The sequence below is a fragment of the Clostridium sp. UBA4395 genome, assembly GCF_002390995.1.
In the GTDB taxonomy this organism is placed as follows: Bacteria; Bacillota; Clostridia; order Clostridiales; family Clostridiaceae; genus Clostridium_J; species Clostridium_J sulfidigenes.
In genome coordinates this window covers 1-17,996 of sequence record NZ_DGRF01000049.1, presented here as the reverse complement: position 1 = coordinate 17,996, position 17,996 = coordinate 1, and the positions used below count along the sequence as shown (strand labels likewise).

Annotated in this window: 21 protein-coding genes; 5 read left to right on the top strand and 16 right to left on the bottom strand. The window is 30.9% G+C overall.

The genetic code is table 11. From position 1 onward, the window contains the following. Positions 1–82 precede the first annotated feature (82 nt). The 14 genes from B2694_RS08265 to B2694_RS08200 form a co-directional block, all read right to left on the bottom strand. Complete coding sequence (locus tag B2694_RS08265) at positions 83–811, bottom strand: DUF2812 domain-containing protein (RefSeq protein WP_346885322.1); 729 nt, start codon at positions 809–811, stop codon at positions 83–85. Positions 812–826: 15 nt separating this feature from the next. After that, positions 827–1,147, bottom strand: coding sequence for a PadR family transcriptional regulator (locus B2694_RS08260; protein WP_346885321.1), 321 nt, complete (start codon positions 1,145–1,147; stop codon positions 827–829). Positions 1,148–1,457: 310 nt separating this feature from the next. Then, positions 1,458–2,081, bottom strand: a complete 624-nt coding sequence (locus tag B2694_RS08255) for a class I SAM-dependent methyltransferase (RefSeq protein WP_346885320.1) — start codon at positions 2,079–2,081, stop codon at positions 1,458–1,460. An 89-nt stretch (positions 2,082–2,170) separates the two neighbouring features. Beyond that, a complete protein-coding gene (locus B2694_RS08250; protein WP_346885319.1) occupies positions 2,171–3,418 on the bottom strand; it encodes a DUF6179 domain-containing protein in 1,248 nt (415 codons plus the stop codon). A gap of 8 nt (positions 3,419–3,426) precedes the next feature. Then, positions 3,427–3,900, bottom strand: a complete 474-nt coding sequence (locus tag B2694_RS08245) for a DUF6323 family protein (RefSeq protein ID WP_414632724.1) — start codon at positions 3,898–3,900, stop codon at positions 3,427–3,429. A gap of 206 nt (positions 3,901–4,106) precedes the next feature. After that, complete coding sequence (locus B2694_RS08240; RefSeq protein ID WP_346885318.1) at positions 4,107–4,454, bottom strand: TIGR04076 family protein; 348 nt, start codon at positions 4,452–4,454, stop codon at positions 4,107–4,109. Between the two features lie 156 nt (positions 4,455–4,610). After that, complete coding sequence (locus tag B2694_RS08235) at positions 4,611–5,354, bottom strand: ABC transporter permease (RefSeq protein WP_346885323.1); 744 nt, start codon at positions 5,352–5,354, stop codon at positions 4,611–4,613. Then, complete coding sequence (locus B2694_RS08230) at positions 5,341–6,072, bottom strand: ABC transporter ATP-binding protein (protein WP_346885317.1); 732 nt, start codon at positions 6,070–6,072, stop codon at positions 5,341–5,343. Before B2694_RS08230 ends, B2694_RS08235 begins: the two co-directional genes overlap by 14 nt. Positions 6,073–6,123: 51 nt before the next feature. Next, positions 6,124–6,888 carry a MerR family transcriptional regulator gene (locus B2694_RS08225; protein ID WP_346885316.1) on the bottom strand — a complete coding sequence of 255 codons (765 nt, stop codon included), beginning with the start codon at positions 6,886–6,888 and terminating at the stop codon, positions 6,124–6,126. Positions 6,889–7,023: 135 nt separating this feature from the next. After that, positions 7,024–8,031 (bottom strand): D-cysteine desulfhydrase family protein, encoded by a 1,008-nt coding sequence (locus tag B2694_RS08220; RefSeq protein WP_346885315.1) that lies wholly within the window; start codon positions 8,029–8,031, stop codon positions 7,024–7,026. Between the two features lie 385 nt (positions 8,032–8,416). Continuing rightward, a complete protein-coding gene (locus B2694_RS08215) occupies positions 8,417–9,421 on the bottom strand; it encodes a GNAT family N-acetyltransferase (protein WP_346885314.1) in 1,005 nt (334 codons plus the stop codon). 183 nt (positions 9,422–9,604) lie between these two features. Then, positions 9,605–10,678, bottom strand: a complete 1,074-nt coding sequence (locus B2694_RS08210) for an aminoglycoside phosphotransferase family protein (protein ID WP_346885313.1) — start codon at positions 10,676–10,678, stop codon at positions 9,605–9,607. Further along, positions 10,668–11,513, bottom strand: a complete 846-nt coding sequence (locus B2694_RS08205; RefSeq protein ID WP_346885312.1) for a sugar phosphate nucleotidyltransferase — start codon at positions 11,511–11,513, stop codon at positions 10,668–10,670. The genes B2694_RS08210 and B2694_RS08205 overlap by 11 nt, the downstream gene beginning before the upstream one ends. A 73-nt stretch (positions 11,514–11,586) precedes the next feature. Further along, positions 11,587–12,873, bottom strand: coding sequence for a Gfo/Idh/MocA family oxidoreductase (locus tag B2694_RS08200; protein ID WP_346885311.1), 1,287 nt, complete (start codon positions 12,871–12,873; stop codon positions 11,587–11,589). Positions 12,874–13,122: 249 nt separating this feature from the next. Between B2694_RS08200 and B2694_RS08195 the strand changes: the two genes are divergently transcribed. From B2694_RS08195 to B2694_RS08180, 4 genes are all read left to right on the top strand, one after another. Continuing rightward, entirely contained in the window at positions 13,123–14,034 is a 912-nt protein-coding gene (locus B2694_RS08195; RefSeq protein WP_346885310.1) for an AraC family transcriptional regulator, read from the top strand. Positions 14,035–14,126: 92 nt separating this feature from the next. Next, the gene (locus B2694_RS08190) at positions 14,127–15,023 is read left to right on the top strand and encodes a YafY family protein (RefSeq protein ID WP_346885309.1); all 897 of its coding nucleotides are present in this window, start codon (positions 14,127–14,129) and stop codon (positions 15,021–15,023) included. A 66-nt stretch (positions 15,024–15,089) separates the two neighbouring features. Then, on the top strand, positions 15,090–15,530 hold the full coding sequence (locus B2694_RS08185; RefSeq protein WP_346885308.1) for a GyrI-like domain-containing protein: 441 nt from the start codon (positions 15,090–15,092) through the stop codon (positions 15,528–15,530). 180 nt (positions 15,531–15,710) lie between these two features. Continuing rightward, positions 15,711–16,703 (top strand): choloylglycine hydrolase family protein, encoded by a 993-nt coding sequence (locus B2694_RS08180; RefSeq protein WP_346885307.1) that lies wholly within the window; start codon positions 15,711–15,713, stop codon positions 16,701–16,703. A 127-nt stretch (positions 16,704–16,830) separates the two neighbouring features. Here the strand turns inward: B2694_RS08180 and B2694_RS08175 are convergent, their stop codons facing one another. Continuing rightward, positions 16,831–17,142 (bottom strand): hypothetical protein, encoded by a 312-nt coding sequence (locus tag B2694_RS08175; protein ID WP_346885306.1) that lies wholly within the window; start codon positions 17,140–17,142, stop codon positions 16,831–16,833. A 235-nt stretch (positions 17,143–17,377) separates the two neighbouring features. On the opposite strand from B2694_RS08175, the gene B2694_RS08170 reads away from it, so the two are divergent. Continuing rightward, positions 17,378–17,650, top strand: coding sequence for a DUF3795 domain-containing protein (locus B2694_RS08170; protein WP_346885305.1), 273 nt, complete (start codon positions 17,378–17,380; stop codon positions 17,648–17,650). Between the two features lie 33 nt (positions 17,651–17,683). Here B2694_RS08170 and B2694_RS08165 read toward each other — a convergent pair whose 3' ends face one another. Next, on the bottom strand, positions 17,684–17,845 hold the full coding sequence (locus B2694_RS08165) for a hypothetical protein (RefSeq protein ID WP_346885304.1): 162 nt from the start codon (positions 17,843–17,845) through the stop codon (positions 17,684–17,686). Between the last annotated feature and the right edge of the window lie 151 nt (positions 17,846–17,996).

Below are 17,996 nucleotides of genomic sequence, written 5' to 3'. Positions count from 1 at the left end.
CAATTTCCTATAAAGTAAAAAACAGTAGAATTCTGAAATTCTACTGTTTCTAAAAAATACTCTTACCCATACTTTATATAATTTATAGAGACTTTTTATATTTCTTAAAGTAGGCTGAACTTGAAAAAATAAAAAAAGCACCAAAAATTATAAGAAATACTGCAGAAAAATATAGTTTTCCGGTTAAATGCCATATTCCTATAGCTAACCATAGAACCCCTGAAATTGCATATAATATCCATGAACTTTTATTATCTATTGCTTTACTATTACACGTACCATCTTTTTTTATTTGCTTAATTCTAGAGTTATATGCTAAATAAGGCATAAAGTTAAAGACAAATACAAATATATCAATTATCAACAATCCAACAATAATCAAAAATATAGGTTTAATGGCAACAAAAGAAACAACTAGCAACCCAATTAGAGCTATAGCTAGTATTAAAGAATATAAAGTCCCTTTTCTTGTTAGATTTCTTATACTTGTATATTTATCTATTTCTGATTCACAATCACTATAAATAGGTTTAGTTCCAGCTTGCGCTGAAAAAATGTGCATATAATTTTCTATAGAAACAATACGATTCCATCCTGCTTCTTTAAATATAGTAAAGTATTCTTCATTTGCTTCTGTTTGGTAATCTAAGTTATATATTATATCTTGAGATTTATCTTTTCTTAGTTTATAGAAAAACCCTCCTACTATGTCTTCTAAGATCCAACCTTGACTTGCATATTCTTTTAATTTTTTCATATCACTTTCTTCACTAAATGCAAGCCCATTAATCATTACATATTTACTTTTCAAAAATATCCCTCTTTTCTAACACAAAAAATTTTCAGCGAATTTAATCATCTGCTTTTTACGTTCAATCTCTTTTATAAGCATTTCTCGTCCTTTATTGGTTATTTTATATATTTTTTTATTTTCATCTGTGTCACAATTTAACTCCACTAAATCTGCCGCTAAAAGCTTTTTCAATGTTGTATAAAGTGATGCAGGACCAATAGTAACTTCATTATTAGTAAACTTCTCAATAGTTTTCATAATTAGGTATCCATGCTTTTCATCAACAACACTAGATAAAATATAAAAAGCAGAATCTGTTAATTCCCCTATATCAATAGAATCTTTTCTTGGCATAAAATTCTCCTTAATATTATATTTAATGATATATTATTAAATGATATATCATTAAATATAATATATCCATAAATGATATACTTGTCAAGTTTTTCTTTATTGCTTTTGATATTTATATATTTTTATTAAAATATATAAATACACTGACAAAAAAGTCTTCTTCCATAAACTAAATATTAATTAATAAAAAATATAACCACCTGTAAAGTAGCTATTTAATCTACTTACAGGTGGCTATTTTAATCTTATCTCAACTATCTCACATATTAAAGTTTATTATAACTACTAAATATAAATCTAATGATTATACTTATTTTTTACATTTTATCAATAGAAACTTCATTGGAGGTTTATCTTTATTATCACTATCTATTTCATCAATCTCAGAAAATTCTACAAGTCCATATTTTTGAAAATCTTTTTTTATTGATTCGGAATCATAAAAAAAGATTTTTACTCCGTCCTTTGTTTCATAATAGCTTTCATTAAGTTTTTTTCCTTTTCCAAACATAGGAGCTTTCTTTGAAACAGCTGTAAAAATCATATATCCGTCTTGTTTTAATTGATTATAACAATCACTAATAAATCTTTCCCTCTCACTTTCATTTAATAAATGAATAAGTGCATAGCTAAATATCCCTTCATATAGTTTATTTTCAAAAGGCATATCTCCAACTGAACCATGATAAATATTAATATCAATCCCATATTGCCTTGCTAAGTCAATAGCTGTTTTTGAGATTTCGATTCCTGTAACATTTATATTATTATCAATAAATACCTTTGCATTTCTTCCATAACCAATACCCGGTATTAATATATCTTTTATATTATTTTCAATAAAGCAATCCTTGGCAATAATGGCTGATTCTGATGGTTTAAATCCCCACATTGTTTGTTTTTCTATAAAACTTTTTTCCAAAAATTCCGTCATACTTTGACTCTCCTTAAAATATATTTTTTTAATTTATAACAATAACAACCCCTAAAGCAAATGGATAAGTAATGTTGAAGTTTTTATTACTATTTACTTAGATCTCTTATATACTGCATAAATTTAATTTCCCATTCTGAATCTGAACTATATGCTTCATATTTATTATCTAAATAATGTTTAATAATATAAAGCTCTTCCTTTGAAAGTGTTTTAAATAATTCTAAAGCTTCATCTTCCCAAAAACATAGGTTTAACACTTCAACTAAATCACTTAAGCTATTAACCTCTTCTTTTACCATTGCAATCTTATCTGAAATAAATCTACAATCATTTATTTCATTGATTAAATTGCGTAACCTTTCATTATCCATAGTATCATTATCTATAAACTCACTTTCTTTTAATTCCTCTTCATACTTAAAGGATAAAAATATATTATCAATATTTCCTGTGGATAATCCTACTTCAATTCTAGGATAAATATTCACAGCTGTTTTTTGTATATATTCTATCTTTTCATTATCAACTATCCCTAAAATATCACAGACACTCTTTGCTGAGCTGTCTAATTTTACTAAAATTTCAGTTTTGGACAAGTTTCTAAAAATCCCTAATAATGTTTCTCTCTGCAATGCCGAAATCTCTAATGTTAATATATCTCTGCCTAAAATATCAAGCCCTATGGCATTTGTTAGTATTGGTTCAAAAATATTAATTAATAGCTCTTTATAATCAGAGCAATAGCTATTTAGAACATAAATAATATTATCCTTATCAAAACATATGCAAAACTCATTTTCAATAAGTAGTGCTTTTAAGTATTCATTTATATATTCAATTCCTTGCAGCTTTTCTGATATGGGATTAGAAAGTTGATAATCTATGCTACAGTCTATCTTATGAGCAAAAAATCTATAGTCATATTTATTAAAAAATTTATCTATTTCATTTAATGTATCCTTATATGATATGTTTTCTATATTAGGTGAGCTTTTTCTAACTGCTTCTAATAATTTCTTTCCTCTCTCCATCAAAGAGGCTATTTTACTCCAAGAAGCCTTTAACAAGTCACTTATATCTTCTTCCATCAATACTTCCTTTGCGTTCATTAACTCTCTTAATTCTAATCCTAATGAAAAACAAATTGAATTAAGTAACTCTTCCGCTATTTCTATTGGAACTGATGTGCTATCACCCATTGTATATCGCTCAGTGTGCATGCCAAGTAAATTCCATATTTTAAACTCAATAAGCATTTTATCTTCTTCACTTATATTTTTATCTATTTGAATATTATCTGAAAACGCCATTAAACTCTTGTTGCTTTCTTCCATAATACCTCCTAAAATTCATGTCCGTACATATCTGTATCTTCCACTTCATATCCGTATCTTGTATTTCTACAAAGCTCTTCTAAGGTAGTTCCTCTTAAATATTCCAAAGAACCTTGACATTTTCCATCAAAATGTCTTTTCATAAACTCAATAAGCTCATCATCTGCTATCTGATCCATGGCTTCATTTTTAAAGAAATAGAAAGACTCTTGAATCTCCATTAATGTCTCTTTATAATTCTGTTGCATTATATAAGGGGAATCACAAAAAACTTCCACTATCTTTTTTAAAATCCCTTCAGAAAACTCAATTCTTCCTGTATCTTTTAATGACTTAAAACGATTCTCCACCAGCTCATTAATTTCTACATCACATAAAGCTAACCCATATTTTATTGTTATTTCATTACAAGCTTTTAACTCAATTGCAGCTTGTTTTTTCTGGAAATCTTGAAATGCTAAAGTCATATTTTTATCCACCATAATCACCTCTAGATACACAGTACTCCTAAGTCTAACCCAATACAAGACTTGAAATTTTAGTAATTTTGTGGTAATATAAACTTAGAAAATACTTCCCAGTTTGAAAATCAATCTGGGAAGTATTTCTTATATTATAATAGATTTTTCTTATGTTAATGATATATATATTTCGGCTTCTCTTCAAACTGAGCACAATAAAATCAAAACTAATCAAAAAACTTTCCTTTATAAAAATTCTCATTGTTAAGTTTCTTTGCCGTAAGTCTGAACATGACACAGCCATCTGGGCATACAATATCCTTGCTATATTTGCTACTGCCACCTATGTTCTCTAAATCTCCGCCACTTCTCACCGACTCCATGATTGGGAACATAATCATCATAACCTTGGAACAGATACCCTGTCCATCCGAATTTATGGGACAGCCATAGGTGCAGGTATACTTATCGCCCACTTCTTCACCGTTTCTGCAGTACCGCTCTGTATGGTCACTGCGAAGAAAACCAGTTACCTCAATTTCAAATTCGTACTCCTCATCATACCATTTTTTCATAATCAACCTCCAAATTCTTGTTTATATATATAATTTTCCAATAGCTTAATAACGTAATTATAACACAAGCCAATGACACTTTTAATATCATTGGCTTAATTTAAATAGTTGATTTTTCATCTTTATAACAATCACTATTTCTTTATCAGTTTTAAATTACTCCCACCTAAAAAACTTAATAGATACCCAAATACATGTTACAGAAAGTATACTTATAACTAAAATTGGTAGTATTGCATTATCTATGCTTAAGTTAAGTGATGCACTTTTTAAAAGCTTTATTCCCTGAGTTAATGGTAGGATATCTGACACCTTTTGAAGGGATGTTGGCATAACCTCATAGGGTAATGTTGCTCCTGAAAATATAAGCATAGGAAAGTATAAAATACTTGCAATAACACTTGCCATTTTATTATTTTTCGCTATTCCCCCCACCATAAATCCAATGCTGAACATTGATGCCATTACTAATATATAAGCTCCTAAAAAGTTTATCCATGAGCCTCTAAATTGAAACTTGAAAAATATTTTTGCTGTTAAATAAATAAGTATTAATGAAACAATGGCATATAAAGTATAGATCATTCCTTGAACTACTAAAATCATAGCTGGGCTAACTGGTGTCACTCTAAATCTTTTTAATATCTTTCTATGACGATACTCAGATAATACTAATGGTAATCCCATGAAACCACCTGCACATATTGCAATGGTTGATACAGCTGCAAAGGATTGTTCCATAAATGTAAAGTCCGCTTCAGGAAATGCGGGTTTATTGCCATAAATAACACCTAAAATAACAGTTATCACCACTGGCATACAGATTGCAAAGATGAACATATCCATGCCTCTTAGCGATAACTTTAATTCAGTTTTTAGCATTGCTTTAAATGCTCTCATCATCCAAATCCTCCTCATCTACAAACCATAAATAGGCATCCTCAAATTTTTCATATGGACTCAGTTCCACTGCTTCTTCAATTGTTCCATAAAAATCTATTGCTCCATTTTTCAAAATACATATTTTATCGCACAGAACCTCAACCTCATCCATGAAATGAGATGTTAAAAAGATTGTGAGTCCTTGCTTCTTTAATTTTAATAAGCACTTCCACACATCTCTTCTAGCTTTTACATCTAATCCTGTTGTAAGCTCGTCAAGGAATACTACCTCTGGGTTAGGAATTAAGGCTAGGATAATAAATAATCGTTGTCTTTCACCTCCTGATAATTCACTTACTAAATTTTTCCCCTTATCTTGAAGGTCAAATTCTTCTAATAATTTATTGCAATCTAATGGATTTTTATAAAGAACCTCAGTTATTTCACACAACTCTTTCACTGTTATTTTATCTTGATAATTAGATTCTTGAAACTGAACCCCAACCCTTTGAAATAGCTGTTTTCTTTCTTTTTGAGGATTCATGCCTAGGATAGATACCTGACCATGATCAAAATTCTTTGTACCTAAAATACACTCTATGGTAGTACTTTTCCCTGCCCCATTGGCACCTATCAATCCAAATACCTCACCTTTCTTTACTGTTAAACTAACACTCTTCACCACTTGAGCATCCCCATAGGATTTATAGAGATTATGAACTTTTATTACTTCCATGTGTTATTCCCTCCTTTTGATAAAAGAATAACACCAGCACAAAGTCTGGTGTTAAAGTGTAGAGTTTGTATTAAATTTGTTTTTCATAAATTGTAATTGCCTTAATATAATTTTTGCATTTTTTTCTGCATCACTTAAGGAAGTAAGAAGCTTATCACATGCTGTAATAATGTCCTCATCTTCTTTTGGTTTATCAATTACCTCTCTAATATCAATTTCTATACTTTCTGACATTGAATTAATCATTCTTAAAATTGCTGAAAGAGAATAATTAGCACAACGTAAAGTACGTATTATTTTAAGTCTATTAATATCACTTTCAGTATAAACTCGATATCCATTATGCCTTCTCTTAACAGTAAGTAAACCATTCATCTCCCAATTTCTTAATGTGTCCATTGTGACCTTAAGATAGTCTGCTGTTTGCTTTCTCGTAAAAAATATATAATTATCTTGAGCATCCCTATCTAATAAAAGCTTCTTTGAAAGTTCTATAGCTTCCTCTGCATTTTTTTGTTCTTGCTTTATCTGACTTATATAATCATTTGTACAGTTAATTGCTTCTTGAAACTCCCCCTTGGCAGATAACTTAACAACATTGATTATCTTCTTTCTTAGCCCATTTTGTAGAACCTCTACTTTAAAGGCAGTTCTAGCAAGATTAAATTGCTCTATGTGATAGTCAGTAAATACTCTATAACCATTTTGTAATCTATTCACCTTTGGTATTAATTCAAGCTTTTCGTACAAACGTACAGTGTTGGAATGTACACCAACTCTTTTAGCTACTTCTGATGTTTTATATACCTTATCCATACTATGTGCACCTCCATGTTATTATAATAACACTTATGGAAAGTCTGGTGATATAGTGTAGAGTTATATTTAATTCTTATTTAGTTTTTGCTATCTCATTTTCATCTTCTAATATTACAGGATAAATTCAATATGTTAGTATTTAAATAGCTCCTTTTGAGGAAATATTCCAAAAGCCCCACCAGTATGGATAAATAAAATATTTTCATTGTTTTTAAAGTTTCCTTTTTTTATTTCTTCACTTAATCCATACATAGCTTTACCTGTATAAACAGGATCTAAAATTATTCCTTCTAATTTTGCAAATTCCTTAATGAAATTTATTTCTTCTTCTCTACTTAAAGCATATCCATTTCCTACATATCCATCTATAATTCTTATTTCATCTTTAGACAATTCCAAATCTATATTAATATATTTCATGGTATCTTGTACTATTTCGTAGATACGATTTTTAAAATATTCACTGTCATCACAAACATTAACACCTAAAATATCACACTTGTTTTCTAATATTTTATTTGCTAAAAAAGTTCCTGCATAAGTACCTCCAGATCCCACAGGGAGTATAACTTTGTCAAAATGAACACCTAATTCCTGTTCCTGCTCAATAATTTCTTTCATTGCATTATAATATCCAAATGTGCCTATTACATTTGAAGCACCTTCTGGAATAATATAGGATGTATAACCTTTTTTATCATATTCCTTCTTAATCTGTTCCATAATTTCTGATCTTGAATTTTTATATTCTTCTGCTGTTATAAAACGAATATCTGCCCCTAGAAGCTTATCTATAAATAAATTTCCATCAGATTCAATATTACTGCTTCCTCTTAAAACAAGTACTGATTTTATCCCAAGCCTCGCTGCTACTGCTGCCGTTGCTCTACAATGGTTTGATTGGATTCCACCGCAAGTTATAAGCACATTAGCCCCTTTATTAATAGCATCTTTTGCTGTAAATTCTAATTTTCTAATTTTGTTTCCTGATACTTCAAGTCCAGTTTGATCATCTCTTTTTATATAAATATTGGGTCCACCTAACATTTTAGAAAACCTCTCAAGTTTTTCAATTTTAGTTGGCATATTTGCAAGTTTTATTCTTTCTGGAATTTGAATTTTGTTTAAAATATTATTCATATTTTGCTCATCTCCTTTAGTAATTATAAGATTGAAACGTAATTATACATAAACTCAGTGTATAATATTTCATTCCATATATTTTCTCAGATATTTTCCTGTATAGGATTTATCACACATTATAATATCTTCTGGTCTTCCTTCTGCTACAATCTGACCTCTACATTGATACTTTAAATTATATACTTTATTTCCAAACCGAACAACAATATTAAATGTTTTACATATTTATAATAATATTGTTTGACCCATTCAATGATAATACATAAAAAGCAGTAGAATCCTGAAATTCTACTGCTCCTATGTGTTTTTAATTTGCTAATTTTATAGAAGATATTGCCTTAATTAAATATACTGCTTTAACTTTTCTAATGATTCTAAGCTACTACAGAATAATACTTGGGTTATTAAAGTTTGCCCATGCTATATTATTGTCAATATTTCTAACCATTCTGTAAGCTATTGGCTTAAACCCACACTTAGGCCAAAAATTTGAACCACAAAGGTTGGTTATTTTCCAATCTGTTATTATGCTATTATATCCCTTTTCCTTCATAATCCTATAGCTTTCATTCATTAACTTTTTACCAACACCTCTTCCTCTTTGGGAATGGTGAGTGCCCGCAATATGTAGTTCTACCCCATTATCAGGTGCCATCAAATCTGGAGTAATAGGCTCATATACTTGAAATCCTAATTCCTTCATATCCTTTTCTGCAATAAGAATCGTTGAATCATTATCCTCTACTAAACTTTTATACCCAGCATTTATATTCATTACAAGTTCAGGTTTTACAGGTAAAAAGGTAGGTGCTGAATTGAGGCATGATAAGATTATACTAGACATATTACCCATTATTTCACTATCATTTTTGTTAGCAAATCTAATCTCTGCATCAGATAAGTTTTCAAAAGCCTTGTAATCCTCCATATTCATTATTCCATATACATGATCAATAAAAAAACTTAATCTTTGGAAGGCTTCATAGTACACCTGATTTCCTAGAGGTACAAATGTATGGTGGCTAAAGTAGCCATGTTCAAGCCATACAACAGAAACCTTTGTATAGAGCTCCCTTATAAGCTCAGAGGATTGATCCATTCTAATTGCTATTCCCTCATAGGGCACCCATATATGTCTGCCTCTATCGTCAATTTTCATCTCACCAAATAAATAACCTACTAGTTCATCATTAGCAAAGGCTCCTATTCCAATTGCTTTTCTATTAACAAACAAATTCTCAAGTAAACTCGTTATATATTTTGCATTAAGACAACTGTTCTTCAAGGACGGAAATGACTTACTCTCAAGGTTTTGCCTACATATTAACAAATCAGACATTGCAGGTATATCATTAATAGTAATTTTTCTAAATTCACATCTCTTCATTTCTGTACCTCCTAGTATAATAATGATATGGCCACTAAGGGCTATCCTTTTCTCAATAAATTTATATTACATATTCTAACATAGTAAGTTATCATTAAATATGTAAAAAACAATTCTGTATTATTCATTATATAGGTTCTCAGCATCTATTAATAAACAACTTCTCCTAAAGTGGCTATCATTCTAATTACCCTCTATAATTTCCCTTATCATTTTATTCATAATATCCATTTTCCCTTCAATATCACTAACTAGCTTAAACTGTGTTCTTGCTCTATGAAGATTGTGTTTCTCCTTGTGAATTTTAAAATAGGTATCTCCGTTTAAATAATCCGTTAAAAATCTTATACCGCATTCAAAGGTCATAAGTTTCACAGAAAATGCCATAAGTTCAATCTCTTTTGGCACAAGTATAGGTAATACTTCATGAAAATACCCCTTTGTAAAATACTTAAACAGATTCATATCAAACCATATTTTTGATAAATCTGTTTCATCTTCGCTTCCGCTAGAAGCTCCATATCTCAGTGCATCACCGTAGTCATATAGAAGTGATCCTGGCATTACTGTATCTAAATCAATTACACATACCCCTTCACCTGTTTTTATATCTATCATAACATTATTCAGCTTAGTGTCATTATGGGTTACCCTTAGAGGAATGCTTCCATCTTTCATTGCATCTAATATAATGCTCACTTCTCTTCTGCGTTTTTTTACAAATTCAATTTCTTTTCCCACTTCTTCTAATCTGCCACATTTATTATCTTCAATTGCTTTTAACAGATCCTCAAACCTGGTGGCTGTATTATGAAAATTAGGTATTGTGTCATATAATTTATCAGCAGGAAAATCAGACAACATATTTTGAAACTTACCAAAGGCCATAGCGCCATAATAAAATTGCATAGGATCTTGAACCTGATCGTAGGTCACTGCATTATCTATAAATTTATATACCCTGAAATAATCATTTTCATTGGTTTTATAGTATTTTTCACCATCCTTAGTTTTTATTATTGTTAGTGTTTCCCTGTCAGGATTTCCTCCACTAAGAAGGATTTTCTTTCTCAGATGCTCTGTTATAGCTGCAATATTCTCCATTAAATCCTCAGGATTTTTAAACACATTACTATTGATTCTTTGCAATATATATGGTTTTGCAATATATGTATCATTTATATATCCGTTACCATAAGAGCTCATCTCAGCATTAATATCAAACTGTTTTAAAACCTGATGCAGTTTATATTCCATGGTATAATCCCTCTCTAATCATTTGGTTTATAGCATTTTTAACTGTAGGCAAGTCTTCTTTGTATGTAACTCCATACCACTTATCTAATGTCTCAAGGACTTTCACCTTTGAACTTTGTGTTTTAATCATATTATCAACTACTGAAGGAAGATAAAATTCATCCTTTAATGGATTTTTTAAATTATTTAAAAACAGAGTAAAGTCCTCTTCAAGGACATTAAATATATCAGTGTCAAATCCCCACATGTTCATAGATACCATAGAATTAAGAGGTATTCCACTATTTTTATCAATAGCTGTATGCTCCACCACACTTTTTAAATACCCCTTTTCTATTTCGCATACTCCTCTGCTTACCATGCCATTTTCAGTTAGTGTATTTTTTAGTCTAAACCCAGCCATGCACATACCTTTATTTTGAGATAAATAATCACCAACTATTTTGTAGGAATGGCTGCCATAGTAATCATCTGCGTTTATTACCATAAAGGGCGTGGTAATTGCACTTTTAGCACAAATCACAGCATGCCCTGTTCCCCATGGCTTAGATCTATTATTAGGGATAGAACACCCCTTAGGAATTTTGTCTAGTGTTTGAAAAGCATAATCAACATCTATTATCTTTTCAATTCTTTTGCCGATAACATGTCGAAAATCCTTTTCCATTTCTTTTTTTATAATAAAAACCACTTTTGAAAAGCCTGCTTTTACTGCATCATATATAGAAAAATCAAGTATTATTTCCCCATTTGGACCCACAGGCTCTAGCTGTTTAAGACTACCAAAACGACTTCCCATACCAGCTGCCATTACTACTAATGTTGTTTCATTCATATTACCACCTATATTTCAATACTTTCTTTATATTCGCTAGATTAATTACATTACTTAATTACTACATCCCATTTTATTTCCTTAGAGTATCCAAATCAACCACCACTCCATCTGCCAGCCTGGATTGTTCTGCTGCCATTGCGCAATAATGACTTTCTACGGATTTATCTACTGATGTAATGGCATTAGTGGGTTCTCCATCCTCTGCAATCATATCAATAAATTCCTCCACCATACGATTGTCTCCCCCTGCATGACCAGAAAAATCCGTTGATAGCTTAGATATATCCATTATTTCAGTTTCTTTTCCAAAGGGTGTAACTTTAATAGTTTTTTCAGACAAATCTGCAACAATTTCTCCTTTTGTCCCCATAATCTTCTGATAACGTGAACCTGTAGCAGTGAATGCACACATTGTCAATGAAATGGTGGCACCATCTGTCATATTTAGGTTTATAACCTGATGATCTACTACGTTATTATCACAGTAATATACACATCTTCCATAAGGTCCACTTTGAATTGCTTCTGTAATACTTTCTACAGTGGGATGAAGAGTCAATACATCAACAGGCCACTTTGTATTCCCCTTTGCCACGCCAGTTTTTTCATTTGTTATATAAATTTTTTCTGCATCAAAGGGACAATTTGCTTTTACTTTGCATCCATCCATACAACGCTTTGTTGCTCCTTCTGGTGCATTTTCTTTCTTGAATAAATAGGTGTTTCCAAAGGAAGATACAGACTTACAAGTTTTACCTGTGAGCCATAATAACAAGTCCATATCATGACAACATTTCTGTAATATCATAGGGCTAGTAGTATTGGAGTTTCTCCAGTTTCCACGTACAAAACTGTGTGCTTGATGCCAGTATCCCACATTTTCAATTGCCATAACAGAAACTACTTCTCCAATTATACCGCTGTCAATTACTTCTTTTAATTTTGTATAGAATGGTGTATAACGCAACACATGACATACAACCACTTTTCTGTCACATTCATTTGCTACTTTTACAATTTCCCTACACTCATCAAGGTCTGGTGAAATTGGCTTTTCCAATAACAGATGATAGCCTTTTCTAAGGGCCGGGATTGCTTGTCTTACATGTTCCTTGTCCTGAGTAGTAATAAACATAACATCTGCTAGCTTATCCTGAGCAATTAGTTCTTCTGCACTGCAGAAGCATGCCTTTTGTGGGATGTTATACTCCCTTGCCACATCTTCTACCTTTGCGGGATCAATGTCTGCAATAGCTACAATTTCAATTTTCTCTGGGAATAATTTAGCAGTTAATGCATAGGTGTCTTTTCCTCTACTACCAAGTCCAGCTAATGCTACCTTTAATTTTTTACTCATTTTATTTCCTCCTATTTACTTCTATTTTCTCCATTCATATTTTAAAAGGTATTTCTATGTGCATAGAGAAGACCTTTTCTATAACTTCCATACTGTTACATATATTGTATAGGTTTTTTTAAAATTTAGCTTATACAATCATCCACTATAATTGTTATATCATCCAAAATATCTATTTGTTAAATTGTATTCTTTTGTTATATTTGCTAAAATAAATTGATAATAATGCATAAGCAAGGAGTTGGTTGTATGGCTTATATCAGTACTAGATTAAAAAAGGAAATTGAAATCGCTGAAATCATCACCATTCACTATTTTGAGTACTTGAAAGATTTTGTTTTCCATGGTGAGTCTCATGATTTTTGGGAATTCCTATATGTAGACAAAGGAACAGTTATGGTACAAGCAGCCTCTGAGCATTATCAGCTCCATGCTGGAGATATGATTTTTCATAGACCAAATGAATTTCACGCTTTGAAGGCAATGGGAAGGAAATCGCCTAATTTAGTGGCAATTTCATTTTTGTGCAGTTCCCCTTCAATGGATTTTTTTACAGGTAAAGTTACCACTCTGTCTTCTATAGAAAAAACTTTAATTGCACAAATTATTTCAGAAGCGCGCGCTGCATTTTCAACTCCACTCCATATCCCTTCCATTGAACAAGTAAAACTCTCTACTAGTGCACCTTTTGGCTCACAACAATTGATTTTGTTATATCTAGAACAATTTCTAATTCATATAAAGAGGCATCATTGTGATGATGAAAAAGTTAAAAACCTACCTTCTGTTACAAAACAGTCTTGGGATAGCTCTAATAAATCCTATGTATTTGAACAAATTTTGCATTATCTGCAGCTACACATTTGTGAGCAAATTAAAATTTCAGAGATTTGCAATGAATTTTCTATCAGCCGTTCTACCTTACATTCACTCTTCCACAAAAATAAAAACTGTGGAGTAATTGATTATTTCATATATATGAAGATTGAGCGTGCAAAGGAAATTATTCGTGATGGGAATATGAATATCACTGAAATCGCATATTTTCTTTCTTATAATTCTTTGCAGCATTTTTCCAAACAATTTAAAAAGTTAACTGGAATGTCACCAACTGAATACATCTCATCTGTTAAGGGAATTTCTCAAACTTATAAGTGGTAGCCATGACGTGGCTGCCAGTCCTTATTTAACAGTATATAAATATGACATAGTGATGTCATGTTCATGTGCTATAATATGATAGAGGTGAAAATATGCAAATCAACCGAATGTTTGAAATAATATATATACTTCTTGATAAAAAAACTGTTACGGCAAGAGAACTTGCAGAGAAGTTTGAAGTTTCTAGTAGAACCATTTATCGTGATATTGAAACATTATCATCAGCAGGTATTCCTGTTTATATGACCAAAGGCAAAGGTGGCGGAATATCTATTTTAGATGAATTTGTGCTGAACAAAGCTGTATTAACCGAAGAAGAAAAGTCTGATATTTTATCCTCACTACAAGCAGTTGGTGCAATCAATTTTAATGAAACAGATTCTGCATTACAAAAATTAGGCAGCCTCTTTGGAGAGAATAACTCCGATTGGATTGAAGTGGATTTTTCATCCTGGTACAATTCAGAGAACGAATCTAAATCCTTTAATGATATTAAATCAGCAATCCTATCTAAGAAAATAATGAGTTTTACTTATTCAAGCGGAAAAGGCGAAAGAACTACACGAGAGGTAGAACCTTTAAAGCTGTGTTTTAAAGGTATGGCACGTTATTTATATGCCTATTGTACTTTAAGGCAGGATTTCCGATTTTTCAAACTAAGTCGTATAAAGGATATTGTGGTTACAGATAAACATTTTCATCGAAAAGTTATTGGGCCTATATTTAAGAAGGATAACATGTTTAATGAGCAATATATCACTTTGAAATTAAAACTGTCTCCCCAAATGGCTTTTCGAGTATATGACGAGTTTGATAATTATACTAAAGAAGTTGACGGCAGTTTTATAACTGAAACAATTTATCCTATGGGTGAATGGCTATTTCCTTATATAGCTTCTTTTGGTAGCCATTGCGAGGTATTAGAACCATTGGACATAAGAAACTCCATAAAAGAAGAAATACAAAAAATGATGAACAATTATTTATAATATGACATACTGTTGACATATTATTTGATTTATTATAAATATATCAAATATATGGAGGTAGTTAAAATGAACTATGAAATTGTAAATCTTGAAGAAAAAATTATTGTTGGTGTAAGTGTGACAACGAGCAACGAAGACCCTAAAATGGGTGAGAAAATCGGCAAGCTTTGGGTTGATTTATATCAAGGTGGCGTCAATGCAAACATCAAGAATAAAGTAAATGAATATGCAATTGGACTTTATTCCGATTATACAGAAAACAGTTATCTTGTTACCGCAGGCAACGAAGTATCAAAATCAGAAAACAGTGAGTTTACAACAAAAATCATTCCTGCTGGGAAATATGCAAAATTCTCTGTCCATGGACACATGGAAACAGCAGTAGCAAAAGCTTGGGGCGAAATTTGGAAAATGGACTTAGACAGAAGCTTTACAGGTGACTTTGAAGAATACCTAAACAGTGACTTTGAAAATGCAGATATTGATATTTATATCGCATTAAAATAACAGTGATAAGATTCATCATATTTAGCTAATTAAGTTAATTCTACTGAGTTGCAACATTCCAGTGATCTAAATAAACTAAGTATCGTAACTTTAACATATTCTAAACATATATTATAATATTATAAAAATTATAAATTTGTAAATACTATAGTATAGATATATAAAAAAGAAGGTGTAGATATGTGTACAGCGTTTACTTTAAAATCTTTACAGATGGAAAATTTGTTTTGTAGGACTATGGATTTTTCTTACGATATAGAACCTGGATTTTTTATAATACCTAGAAATAACCCATGGTATAATCCTATTACCATGAAAAAGCATAATGATTGCTATAGCTTTATAGGTATCGGGCAAGAAGCTGATAATGTGCTAGGCTTTTTTGATGGGGTAAATGAAAGAGGCTTTGCTGCCGCAGCTCTATACTTTGCGGGTTATGCCGATTATGATATACCAGTAGAGGATAAGAATAAAGAGCCTATTGCATCATTGGATTTTCTACATTATATTTTAGGGCGCTGTGCTTCAGTAGATGAACTAGATATGATACTGAAAAATATATGTGTCATAGGTCTTCCCGATCCTGTTACTAAAACGGCTGCTCCTCTTCATTGGATTGCAACTGATAAAAGTGGTAAATGTGTAGTTATTGAGCAAACAAGAAATGGGCTTGAGATATTTGATAATCCTATAGGAGTTATGACTAATAGTCCAGATTTTATGTGGCATATGACTAATCTAAGAAATTATATGGAATTATCTACAATCCAAGAAAAGAAAACCTGTTGGGAGAATGTTGAGTTAACACCCTTTGGTCAGGCTGGTGGAACAATGTTATTACCTGGTGGATACACCTCTCCAGAACGATTTGTTAGAACAGCCTTTCTAAAAACCCATAGTCAAGTACCTAAAGATAGAGTCGATGCAATAATGACTTGTTTCCACATTGTGGAGAGTGTTTCAATTCCAAGGGGAATTGTTCTTACAGATAAAAGTACTTTTGATTACACTAAATATACTGCATTTATAAACACAAACACCTGTGAATATTACTTTAAAACCTATGATAACAGTCAAATAGCGACTACAAGACTAATTAGTGATTATAAAAATTGTACACATCCTATCTACCTTGGTAATTTAAAACGTCCTGTTACCTTTGAAAAGCTCTAGAATTTACTTTTTTGCCCTACCTAATACCTTTGTTAGATTAGGTTCTTCCTAAACTTGAAAGGTCTAACCCTACCCCATTAAGGGGTAAGTTTAGACCTCTTTCCTTTTCTAATTAACAGTGCTCTTGCTATTCCCTTTCGTCAGCACCACCATACAATTCCAAATTGTGTAAATTGCTATGAACTTTCCTTTTATAACAGTTAGTCTTTATTAAAGTTTCAGATAAATAACAGCTTAAACTAACTAGCAATATATCAATACCAAGTCTTAGAAGTGTATCAATAAACGCCCCCGAAAATATAATTGGGACAAAAATAAGAAAGGCAAACCAATTAATCCCGAATATTGTAATCCCAAATTTTATTGCACTTAAAGGCTTTGATTGCGATTTAGTAGTATTACCTAATAATAGATATACGATACCTATACATGTACCCATTAATAAAGTCCAAATAAAAGTTGTATCACCTTACTCTCCACTGCTCAATAAATCTATACCATATCAAGAAAATATTTCCTTTATTTATCCTATGACTATGTAAAAAATCATTATATTTATGTAATTATATTATTTTTTTACAATTAATGATATAATTTGTATGTAAATAAACTATGATTTATTATATTACAGTTAGATACTATTGTGTATAAAACATACAGGGGGTTAAGTTTAAATGAATAATAAACAGGTTATGAGTCTGATAGGAAAATGTGGTTTTTATTGTGGTAGTTGTCCAGATTATATTCAAGGCGATTGTACTGGTTGCCGTACAGCACATCAAAAAGGAGATTGCTACACTTTTGATTGTGTGGATATACATAAAATAGAGTTTTGTGGAACTTGCAATAAATTTCCATGCAATGAAATAATGACAAGAGATAAAGCAACTGTTTTAGATATCAGATGGTTGCAATGGAAAGCAACAAAGAGAATTACTAAAAAATAGGCATAATGCGTTAACTTATATATTTTTTCAAACTCATTCTTCTCCTACATTTCCAAAACAAATACTAAAGTTTAGTATGGAGCTATCAATATTTATTTTTCCATTTCCCATGGGTTTAAGTATAGAATTTAAGTAACTTATTAATAATTTTTCATTCTCTTTTACTCCAAATATTTTTTTAAAATACAACATCATTTTTAAGGCTTAATAATTTGTTCATGCTTAAATTCCTCCTAAGTCTATTACTATTTAAATTATTAACACAAACACTTACTCTTATTTTAAAAATATTTATTATGGCTCAAATTAAAATAAGAGTATATCATAAAAAAAGTGCCCTTGGCAC